The sequence below is a fragment of the Streptomyces nanshensis genome (assembly GCF_001751255.1).
Taxonomy (GTDB): domain Bacteria; phylum Actinomycetota; class Actinomycetes; order Streptomycetales; family Streptomycetaceae; genus Streptomyces; species Streptomyces nanshensis_A.
Map to the genome: position 1 here is coordinate 1 of NZ_LJGW01000284.1, position 9,884 is coordinate 9,884.

Annotated in this window: 9 protein-coding genes and 1 pseudogene; 3 read left to right on the forward strand and 7 right to left on the reverse strand. The window is 71.7% G+C overall.

What is annotated here, in order from left to right; genetic code table 11:
• Together AN218_RS16685 and AN218_RS16690 are read left to right on the forward strand one after the other, a co-directional pair.
• Positions 1 to 547: pseudogene (locus tag AN218_RS16685) on the forward strand (ThiF family adenylyltransferase); the annotation flags it as partial.
• Positions 548 to 601: 54 nt separating this feature from the next.
• Positions 602 to 2,026, forward strand: a complete 1,425-nt coding sequence (locus AN218_RS16690) for an ABC1 kinase family protein (protein WP_070017684.1) — start codon at positions 602 to 604, stop codon at positions 2,024 to 2,026.
• Between the two features lie 341 nt (positions 2,027 to 2,367).
• On the opposite strand, the gene AN218_RS16695 is transcribed toward AN218_RS16690, so the two are convergent.
• The 4 genes from AN218_RS16695 to AN218_RS16710 all read right to left on the reverse strand — a co-directional run bounded on the left by AN218_RS16695 (position 2,368) and on the right by AN218_RS16710 (position 5,968).
• Positions 2,368 to 2,688, reverse strand: coding sequence for a hypothetical protein (locus tag AN218_RS16695; protein ID WP_070017685.1), 321 nt, complete (start codon positions 2,686 to 2,688; stop codon positions 2,368 to 2,370).
• Positions 2,685 to 3,050, reverse strand: a complete 366-nt coding sequence (locus AN218_RS16700; RefSeq protein ID WP_107421478.1) for a WhiB family transcriptional regulator — start codon at positions 3,048 to 3,050, stop codon at positions 2,685 to 2,687. The genes AN218_RS16695 and AN218_RS16700 overlap by 4 nt, the downstream gene beginning before the upstream one ends.
• A gap of 131 nt (positions 3,051 to 3,181) precedes the next feature.
• The gene (locus AN218_RS16705; RefSeq protein WP_079132248.1) at positions 3,182 to 3,457 is read right to left on the reverse strand and encodes a hypothetical protein; all 276 of its coding nucleotides are present in this window, start codon (positions 3,455 to 3,457) and stop codon (positions 3,182 to 3,184) included.
• A 237-nt stretch (positions 3,458 to 3,694) separates the two neighbouring features.
• On the reverse strand, positions 3,695 to 5,968 hold the full coding sequence (locus AN218_RS16710) for an ATP-dependent DNA helicase UvrD2 (protein WP_070017687.1): 2,274 nt from the start codon (positions 5,966 to 5,968) through the stop codon (positions 3,695 to 3,697).
• 159 nt (positions 5,969 to 6,127) lie between these two features.
• Between AN218_RS16710 and AN218_RS16715 the strand changes: the two genes are divergently transcribed.
• Positions 6,128 to 6,370, forward strand: a complete 243-nt coding sequence (locus AN218_RS16715; RefSeq protein WP_070017688.1) for a mycoredoxin — start codon at positions 6,128 to 6,130, stop codon at positions 6,368 to 6,370.
• 101 nt (positions 6,371 to 6,471) lie between these two features.
• Here the strand turns inward: AN218_RS16715 and nudC are convergent, their stop codons facing one another.
• The 3 genes from nudC to AN218_RS16730 form a co-directional block, all read right to left on the reverse strand.
• Positions 6,472 to 7,446 (reverse strand): NAD(+) diphosphatase, encoded by a 975-nt coding sequence (nudC, locus tag AN218_RS16720; protein ID WP_070017689.1) that lies wholly within the window; start codon positions 7,444 to 7,446, stop codon positions 6,472 to 6,474.
• Between the two features lie 165 nt (positions 7,447 to 7,611).
• Positions 7,612 to 9,018, reverse strand: coding sequence for a dipeptidase (locus AN218_RS16725; protein ID WP_070017690.1), 1,407 nt, complete (start codon positions 9,016 to 9,018; stop codon positions 7,612 to 7,614).
• Positions 9,019 to 9,028: 10 nt separating this feature from the next.
• A partial coding sequence (locus tag AN218_RS16730) for a PD-(D/E)XK nuclease family protein (protein ID WP_141747600.1) occupies positions 9,029 to 9,884 on the reverse strand: 856 nt, incomplete at its 5' end.

Here is a 9,884-nt window from a genome sequence, read left to right on the forward strand (position 1 = left end):
CGCGCGGGCGGCCGGAGCGGGGCGCGGGGACGGGGTACGAGGGCGGCCCGGGCTCGTGGTGCTCGCGCCGCGTGACGGCCTCGACGCCTACGCACCGGACCCGGGAGCGGCGGAGGGTTTCGTCGGAGCCGGTACGCCCCATCTCTACGGCGGCGTGGTGGAGAGCACCGGCTTCGTGGGGCCGCTGGTGACGCCGGGGATCTCCCCGTGCGCCGGGTGCATACTGCGCAGCCGGGCCGAACGGGAGCCGAGCTGGCCGCTCGTGGTGGGCCAGTGGCGGACGTCCGCGAGGCGGCGCTCGGGAGTCGCGGCGTGCGACTCCGCGCTGGCGACGGTGGTCGCGGGGGCCATCGCCTCCTATGCGCTGAGCTTCCTCGACGGCGACGGCGCCTGTGCTGCCGGATACCGGACGCGGTTCGCGCTGCCGCATCTCATGGGCAGCACCGAGCAGTTCAGCGCCCATCGCGAGTGTCCATGTGGTGCCGCTTCCGTGACAGCGGATCGCCCACCCTCGGCGGACGCGGCGGAAGAGGTCACAATGGCGTGATGGCCGCCGCTGCCGAAGCGCCCAGGCCGAACCGTCCGGAAGTTGGAGGGGCCCATGTCCGATCTTCCCCGTAAGGCAGTCACGCGGACCGCCAAACTCGCTGCGCTGCCGCTGGGGTTCGCCGGGCGCTCCGCTTGGGGGCTCGGCAAGCGGATCGGAGGACTCTCCGCCGAGCTCGTGGGTCACGATCTTCAACAGCGCACCGCGGAGCAGCTCTTCAAGGTGCTGGGCGAGCTGAAGGGCGGTGCCATGAAGTTCGGGCAGGCGCTCTCCGTCTTCGAGTCGGCACTTCCGGAGGAGATAGCCGGGCCCTACCGGGCGACGCTCACCAAGCTTCAGGAAGCGGCTCCGCCGATGCCGACCAGCACCGTCCACGAGGTGCTGGCCGAGCAGATGGGCGAAGAATGGCTGGAACTGTTCCAGGAGTTCGACGACCAGCCGGCGGCTGCCGCATCGATCGGGCAGGTGCACCACGCGGTGTGGCACGACGGGCGCGAGGTCGCGGTGAAGGTGCAGTACCCCGGGGCCGGAGAGGCACTGGTGTCGGATCTCGCCCAATTGAGCCGGTTCGCCCGGGTGTTGGGGCCCCTGATTCCCGGTATGGACATCAAGCCGCTGATCACCGAGTTGCGGGAGAGGGTCACCGAGGAGCTGGACTACGACCTGGAGGCCGAGGCGCAGAGCCTGTATGCGGAGGAGCTCGCGGATGATCCGGATGTCGTGATCCCCGACGTGGTGCACCAGTGTCCGCAGGTGCTGGTGACGGAGTGGATGGAAGGGGTGCCGCTCGCCGAGGTCATATCGGAGGGCACCGAGGAGGAACGGGACCGTGCGGGGCAGCTCCTGGCCCGGTTCCTGTGCTCCGGCACGGCCCGTACGGGGCTGCTGCACGCCGATCCGCATCCCGGCAACTTCCGTCTGCTGCCGGCGGAGGAGTCCGGCGACGGTGCGGGCGAATGGCGGCTGGGCGTGATGGACTTCGGCACCGTCAACCGGCTGCCGGGAGGGCTGCCGCCCGTGATCGGCACGGCGCTGCGCATGGTCATCGACGGCGAAGCCGACGCCGTCTACGAACTGCTCTGCGCCGAGGGCTTCGTGAAGGAGTCGATCGAGCTGGAGCCCGCCGCGGTGCTGGATTATCTGGTGCCGGTGATCGAACCCGCCCAGGCGGATTCGTTCCGCTTCCACCGGGGCTGGATGCGCGAACAGGCAGCACGGATCGCCGATCCGCGTTCCCCCGCACACCAGTTGGGCAAGCAGCTCAACCTTCCGCCGTCGTATCTGCTGATACACCGCGTGACGCTGAGCACGATCGGTGTGCTGTGCCAACTCGGGGCGACGGTACGGATGCGGGAGGAGATGGAAGCCTGGGTGCCGGGCTTCGCCGAGGACGAGGACGAGGACGAGGGTGTTGGGGAGGGGGTGGGGGCGGGGGGAAGCCCAGAGGAACCGTCGTCCGCCGCCGAGACCCCCGCCTGATTCCCCCCTCCCCCCCAACTCCTCCGGTGCGCCTGCGCGTTCGGCGGTAGGTAGGCGCGTTCGGCGGCGGGTCCGGCGAAGGAGACGAACTCCGCCCGCGTCAGTTCGGCACCCGGCGCCCCGACCTCCGCTGAACTGACGTGCTCCCGCGTCGCCTTGATTCCGTACCAACTTGATCCGTACCGACCGGCTTGGTTCCGTACCGGCTTTGAGTCCGCACCGGCTTGGTTCCGTGCCAAGTTGCTGCCGTGCCGCCCTGCCCGTACGCTCCCCGCTTCCGGATACGGCGAGGAGCCGGGGCGTCGTGCGCGTGCCCCGGCTCCTCGGTCGCTCGGTTCAGTTCACTGCATGACCGCCATGGCCAGCGCCCTGCGGGCGCGCAGCGAAGCGCGTTCGGCGCGGCGCTGGAGGCGGCGGGCCGATGAGACACGCAGCGCTCTGCGTTCGGTCTCGGCCTCGTGCAGGCGTTCGTTCATATGGGCTCGTGCCAGGGATTCAGGCATGAGTTGCATCTGCCGGTTCCTGTTCTGACGCGAGGAGTTCGCGTCGTTCGCGGTGTGGTCCGTGGAGTCGAAGTCGGCTGTCATCGGGTCCTGCTTCGGAAGGTGACGCGGCTGCGGTTCGCGCGTCGACGGGCGGTCGATCGTGCCTGCGGTGTTCATGCTGTGACCGGGTTCTTGCGGGGACGGCCACGCGGACGCTTGCGGGGCACGACCACGCCCTGGACGAAGAGTTCGCCTCCCCAGACGCCCCAGGGCTCGCGGCGGTCCTTGGCGCCAGCGAGGCAGGCCTCGCGCAGCGGACAGGTCTGGCACAGCGTCTTGGCGTACTCGACGTCGGCGGGAGCCTCGGCGAAGAAGACCTCCGGGTCGTAGGAGCGGCAGGGCACGGTCACGCCCAGGCGCTCGATGGCGTCGTCGAGCTCGGTGAGCGTGATCAGCGGGGCGGTCACGAGGTCCTCCGTGGTGGCATCAGGCGGCATCAGGTCTGTCGTGGGTGACGGGGTGTGCGTATCGGGGTGCACTGCCGGTTCCTCGTCTGTCGATGTCTGTTGTCTTGTCGGCCCGGCTGGTGGCCGGTCGGGGGCAAACAGAAGGGCCGCGGATCCCGGTGTGGGTTCCGCGGCCCTGGAAGGTGCCGACCTGATCTCGCCGATCAGGCTGGATCTCTCCAGGGTTCGAGCCCACGGAAGGCCCACATGGGGTTGTGCTTCGTCTTCTGGCTGCCATCGCCGGCACCCGCGGCCGCGACGGCGAACGCGAAGGCCGCTGCCTGCGCCACTGCTGCCGCTACCTCGAGTGCCGTCGCCGGTCGCTCGCCGGCACCGGGAATGACGGGGGACACAGCGGTGCCCGTGTTCCGGGAAGCGAGCAGGCAGGAGGCGACGACCGGGTTCTCGGTCATCTCGGTGGTGTTGATGTAGTCGATCACTGGGCTCGCCTCCTTTCGGCGACTCGGGGGACCGGCGCGAACCGGTCCGCAAACGTGCAAGAGTCAGTACAGCATGGATGGGTTGGAGCGGAAAGCCCCCGCCCTGTCCACGTCCGGAAGGCTATGGGGCTACGGACAGCGGGCGCAAACTATTTTTCCGCCGACTCTGGAAAAGCTTCGGGAAGTCCTCCGCGGGGCCGCCCCCAGGCCGGGTCCGCGGCCCGGTCCCGGGCCGCTCTAGGACGCGTCCTCCGGCTGGTCCGCGGCGTCGGGACCGGCGTCCTCGGCGCTCTCCGGCTCACCGTCGGCAGACCCCAACTCCTCGCCGGCGCACAGCGCGAGGACGTCCGCCCCGAAGCGCTCCAGTTTGCGGCCCCCGACGCCCGAGATACGGGAGAGGGCCGCCTCGCCGTCGGGCACGGTCTCGGCGATCGCCATGAGCGTCTTGTCGGTGAAGACGCAGTAGGCGGGCTGACCGAGTTGCTTGGCCCGGTCCGAACGCCATTCGCGCAGCCGCTCGTAGAGCTCCTCGTCCAGATCCGACGGGCAGCCCTCGCAGCGCATCAGCTTCATCTCGCCGGGGTCGGTCAGCGACCGGCCGCACACCCGGCAGCGCACCGGGCCGCGACGCTTGCGTCCGCGCCCGCCGGAAGCGGCGCCGCGGTCGATCCCGCCCCGGCCGCCGGCCGTGCCTCGTCCCGCCGGAGAGGAGCCGGGCCGCAGCCCGTTGAGGAACCGGCTCGAGCGGCGTCCGCCGCGTCCGCCCGGTGAACGGGACAGCGCCCAGGAGAGGTTGAGATGCACGCGCGCCCTGGTGACGCCGACGTACAGCAGCCGCCGCTCCTCCTCGATCTCGGCGTCGCTCTTGGCGTGGGTGATCGGCATCATGCCCTCGCTGAGGCCGACCAGGAACACCGCGTCCCACTCCAGTCCCTTCGCCGAGTGGAGCGAGGCGAGCGTGACGCCCTCGACCGTCGGGGCGTGCTGGGCGTTGGCCCGCTCGTCCAGTTCGGCCACGAAGTCGGAGAGCGTCGGCTCCTCGCCGCCCGCCGCGGCGCGGCCCGCCGAGAGCGACTCGGCGAGGCGCACCAGCGCCATCAGCGACTCCCAGCGGTCGCGGACGGCTCCGGAGCCCGCCGGAGGCTCGTCGCTCCAGCCCTTGCCGCTGAGCACGGCACGCACCTGGGAGGGGAGGCCGACGGCCCCGTCGAGCAGCGAGTCGTTCTCCCCGAAGCGCGCCGCGCTGCGCAGCGCCACACCGGCCTCACGGACCTCGGGGCGCTCGAAGAACCGCTCGGCGCCGCGGAGTTGGTAGGGCACGCCCGCGTCGACGAGGGCCTGTTCGTACGTCTCGGACTGGGCGTTGATGCGGTAGAGGACGGCGATCTCGCTGGCCGGCACCCCCGCGTCGATGAGCTGGCGGATGCGCTTGGCGGTGCCCTCGGCCTCCGAGGGCTCGTCCGTGTACTCCGTGTAGACCGGCTCGGGGCCCGCCTCGCGCTGCGCGACCAGTTCCAGACGGTGTTCGGCGGCGCGGCCCACCGCCTGGGACAGCAGCCCGTTGGCGAGATGGACGACCTGGGGCGTCGAGCGGTAGTCGCGCACGAGCTTGACGACCGTCGCCTTCGGGTGCCGGGTGCGGAAGTCGAGGAGATGGTCGGGGGTGGCGCCGGTGAAGGAGTAGATCGTCTGGCTGGCGTCGCCGACGACGCACAGGCTCTCCCGGTCCCCGACCCACAGCTCCAGGAGCCGCTGCTGGAGGGGGCTGACGTCCTGGTACTCGTCGACGACGAAGTGCTGGTACTGCGCGCGGACGCGCTCGGCGATGTCGGGCCGGTCCTGGAGGACGCCGACCGTCAGCAGCAGCACGTCCTCGAAGTCGATCGCCGAACGCTCGCGCTTGAGCTGCTCGTAGAGGCCGAAGACCTTGGCCGTCTCCGCCGGGTCGCGCGGCGCCACACGACCGGACTTGGCGATCACCGCGGGATAGTCCTCGGGCACCGTGCGCGTCACCTTGGCCCACTCGATCTCGCCCGTCAGATCCCGCAGTTCGCTGCGGTCCAGACGCAGCCGGCAGCGGGCCGCGGCCTCGGCGACGAGCTGCACCTTGCGCTCCAGAAGCCGCGGCAGTTCGCCGCCGACCGCGCGCGGCCAGAAGAACTGGAGCTGGCGCAGCGCCGCCGAGTGGAACGTACGGGCCTGGACTCCTCCCGCGCCGAGCTGCCGCAGCCGCCCGCGCATCTCCCCCGCGGCCCGGTTGGTGAACGTCACCGCGAGCACGCTCGCGGGCGGCAGGATCCCCGCGCGCACCCCGTACGCGATCCGGTGGGTGATCGCACGGGTCTTGCCGGTGCCCGCGCCGGCGAGCACGCACAGCGGTCCGTGCAGCGACGTGGCCACCTCGCGCTGCTCGGGGTCGAGCCCTTCCAGCACGGCGTCCGCGTCGCGCGGCGGTCCCGCGAACGCGTCCTGGTCGTGGGTGAAGAGAGTGGAGTCCGTTGCTGCTGTCACCCCGCCATGCTGTCAGGTCCCGCGGGGCGGACGGGACGCCTGTCCACAGCCGGGCCCATATCGTCATACGACGCTCACGGGACTCCCGTGCCCCGGGAATGCTCCGGTACGTTCACACGTTCCCCTTGTCACCGACGAACGCGAAGGAGCGCAGGACCCATGGCGGGAAACGTGACGATGTACAGCACCACGTGGTGCGGCTACTGCCGTCGGCTCAAGGGCCAGATGGACCGCGCGGGGATCTCGTACACCGAGATCAACATCGAGAACGACCCGGAGTCCGCCGACTTCGTGGAGAAGGCCAACAACGGCAACCAGACCGTGCCGACGGTGCTCTTCCCCGACGGGTCGACCCTCACCAACCCCTCGCTGGCGCAGGTGAAGGAGAAGGTCGGCGCCTGACCCGCGCCGGAGCACCGGAGTACCGGCACCGGAACCGGCGCCCGTACGCGGCCCGGCCGCACCGTCCGTCCGTACGTACCGCCCACGCCCCCGCCCGCGCCTCAGCGCCCGGGCGGCCGGGGCAGCGGCTCCCCGTACCAGCGCTCCACGAGGCGCGAGGCGATGGAGATCCCGGAGGGCGGCAGCACCTCCCCGGTGGTGAACGCCTCCTTGAGGTCCTCGCGGGAGAACCAGCGGGCCTCCTCGATCTCGTCCCCGTCCACACGGATCTCCGGCGACGTCGCCCGCGCCATGAAGCCCAGCATCAGGCTGGCGGGGAACGGCCACGGCTGGCTGCCCACGTAGTCGACCCCGCCCACGCTGACGCCCGCCTCCTCGGCGACCTCCCGTACGACGGCGGCCTCCAGCGACTCCCCCGGCTCGACGAAACCGGCGAGCGTCGAGAACCGCCCCTCGGGCCAGTGCACTTGGCGGCCCAGCAGAGCCCTGTCCTTCTCGTCCGTCACCAGCATGATCACGGCGGGGTCGGTACGCGGGTAGTGCTCGGCGCCGCACGCCTGGCAGCGGCGCAGATGTCCGGCGGCCGCGATGACGGTGCGTTCGCCGCAGCGTGAGCAGAAGCGGTGCGTACGCTGCCAGTTCTCCAACCCCACGGCGTGCGCCATGAGTTCGGCGTCGCGTTCGGAGAGGAGCACGCCGGCCTCCCGCAGACCGGCGGGGCGCGCGATGTCGTCCATGCGCCCGGGCAGGGAGTCCTTCTGGAGCGCGAAGTAGCGCACGCCCGCCGGGTCGACGCCGAGGAAGTAGCGGTGGGCCTCGGTGAAGGGCGCGTCGAACGACGGCATCATGACCAGTTCCGTGCTGCCCTCGGCGGTCTCCTCGATCAGGGCCTGTCCGCCGGAGACCACGAAGACCCGCGTCGTCGGATGGCTCCAGGCGGCCGCGAGCCACGCCTCGTCCATGCGGTGGTGGGCGGCGCGGTCGATGCCGCCCGTGGGCGTGAGGGAGATCGGGCGGTCCGCCCCTGCTGCGGGGCCTGCGTCCGGACCCGTGGTCGCGTCGGTCCGAGTGGTCACTTCAGCTTCCTACTCCTCGGCTTCCTGAGCATCCTGCGCTTCCTTCCGCACCTCTTGCGCCGCTGTGCCTCCGGCGCCTGAGCGTCTCTGCCTGCCTGCGTGCCTTCTGCGCTTTCTGTGCCTGTCCGTCTCCGCGCCTTCTGCGACGGCACCGCGGGCGCACGCTCAGGCTCTCCAGTGCTCCGCGAGATCGCCCCAGAGGTAGGCGGCGGTCTCGACGCCCTTGGTCAGCAGGTCCAGTTCGACCTTCTCGTTCGGTGCGTGCCAGCCGTCCGACGGTACGGAGACGCCCAGGAAGAGCACCGGTACCCCCAGTACGTCCTGGAGGTCCGCCGCCGGACCCGAGCCGCCCTCCCGCGTGAAGCGGACCTTCCGGCCGAAGGCGCGCTCCATCGACCGTACGACCGAACGCAGCGCGGGATGCCCGAGCGGTGTCAGGCAGGGACGGGTCGCGCCCCAGAAGGTCACCTCGTGCCGGATGCCGTCCGGGACGCTGTGCGCGGCCCACTCGCGTACCGCCTGCTGGACCTTCTCCGTGTCCTGCCCGGCCACGAGCCGGAAGGAGAGCTTGAGCTGTGCGCTCGCGGGGACGATCGTCTTGCCGCCCGGGCCCTGGTAGCCGCCGGAGATGCCGTTGACCTCGGCGGTCGGACGGGCCCAGATCCGCTCCAGGGTGGTGTGCCCGGCCTCGCCGAGCGGTGCGTACGAGTGGGCCGTACGCAGCCAGGACTCCTCGTCGAACGGCAGCTCCGCGAACAACTCGCGTTCGTGCGGCGTCAGTTCGACCACGTCGTCGTAGAAGCCGGGGAGCGTGACGCGCCGTGCCTCGTCGTGCAGGCCCGCCGCGAGCCGTGCGGCCTCGGTCGCCGGGTTGGGGACGGCGCCGCCGAAGGAGCCGGAGTGGATGTCCTGGTCCGGTCCGTACAGGTCGATCTGGCAGTCGACGAGGCCGCGCATCCCGGTGCAGACGGTGGGGACCTCGCGGGACCACATGCCGGTGTCGGAGACGAGCACGGCGTCGCACGCCAGCCGCTCCGCGCGCTCCCGCAGCAGGGCGGAGAAGTGCGGCGATCCGGACTCCTCCTCGCCCTCGACGATCAGTTTGAGGTTCACGGCCGGGGACGTTCGGCCGGTGGCGGCGAGGTGCGCCCGTACGCCCAGGGTGTGGAAGAGGACCTGGCCCTTGTCGTCGGCGGCGCCCCGCGCGTACAGACGGCCCTCGCGCTCCTCCGGCACGAACGGATCCGAGTGCCAGCCGTCGGCGCGGTCCGCGGGCTGGACGTCGTGGTGGCCGTAGACGAGGACGGTCGGGGCGTCCGGGTCGCCGGAGGGCCAGTCGGCGAAGACGGCGGGGGCGCCCGGGGTATCCCAGATCTCGGCGACGGGGAAGCCCGTCGCGGTCAGCTTCGCCACGAGCCACTCGGCGCTGCGGCGCACGTCGGCGGAGCGGTCGGGGTCGGCGGAGACGGACGGGATGCGCAGCCATTCCGCGAGGTCGTCGAGGAAGGCGGCGCGCCCGTCGTCGACGCAGGCGCGGACGGCGTCGTCCGGAGCTGCCGGGATGGTGCTCATGGCGGGCAGCCTATCCGGCATACGGGGGACGGCTCCCGTTCGTACCCGGGGTCTCCTGCGTATCCGTGGTCCCGTCCGTGGCCGGGGCGGCGTCCGCGTCCATGGTCCCGTCCGTGTCCGGGGCCGCGTCCGTAGCCGGACGGTCCGGGGCGTCGCCGTCCGGCGGGACCGTGCCCTGCCCCGGCTCGTCGTCCGTACCGGTCAGCAGCCGCTCCAGCTCGGTGCGGCCCGGCAGTTCAGGGGGGCGCACCAGTTCGCCGCTGCGGACGTACAGGAACGCGGCGCCGACGGAGGCGAGCGGCACCTGGCGCTTCTCGGCCCAGGCGAGCCGGTAGACCGAGAGCTGGAGCGGGTCGGCGTCGCGGCCGCGGCCGGTCTTCCAGTCGACGATGTCGTACGTCTCGGTGCCGTCGGGTGCGATGTCGCGGTACACGGCGTCGATGCGGCCCCGTACGACGCGGCCCGCGAGTTCGAGCTGGAAGGGCTCCTCGACGCGGTACGGCGTGCGGTGTGCGTACGGCGAGCGCTGGAACGCCTCCTTCAGCGCGGCCAGATCGCGTTCGTCGGCCGTTCCGTCGGCGTCCGGGCCGCCGCCGGAGACGCCGTCTCCGTCGTCCGCGCCGGGCAGTTCGTCGGGGCCCAGCATCGGAAGGGTCAATTCCTCGAAGCGCGACTCCACCCACGCGTGGAAGCGCGTGCCCCGGCGCGCGGCGGCCGGCTGCGGCGGGCGCGGCATGGGGCGGGCCAGTTCGCGGGCGAAGCCGTCCGGGTCCGCGGCCATCCGCAGCATCTGCGACGCGGACAGGGCGGCCGGAAGCGGAACGTCACGTACGGGAGCGCGCGAGCGGCGCAACTCACCGGCGAGG

Bases quoted from the DNA above. Each gene is read 5' to 3' on its own strand.
- AN218_RS16690 (WP_070017684.1), top strand. From the start codon at position 602: ATGTCCGATCTTCCCCGTAAGGCAGTCACGCGGACCGCCAAACTCGCT.
- AN218_RS16695 (WP_070017685.1), bottom strand. From the start codon at position 2,688: ATGAACACCGCAGGCACGATCGACCGCCCGTCGACGCGCGAACCGCAG.
- AN218_RS16715 (WP_070017688.1), top strand. From the start codon at position 6,128: ATGGCGGGAAACGTGACGATGTACAGCACCACGTGGTGCGGCTACTGC.
- AN218_RS16725 (WP_070017690.1), bottom strand. From the start codon at position 9,018: ATGAGCACCATCCCGGCAGCTCCGGACGACGCCGTCCGCGCCTGCGTC.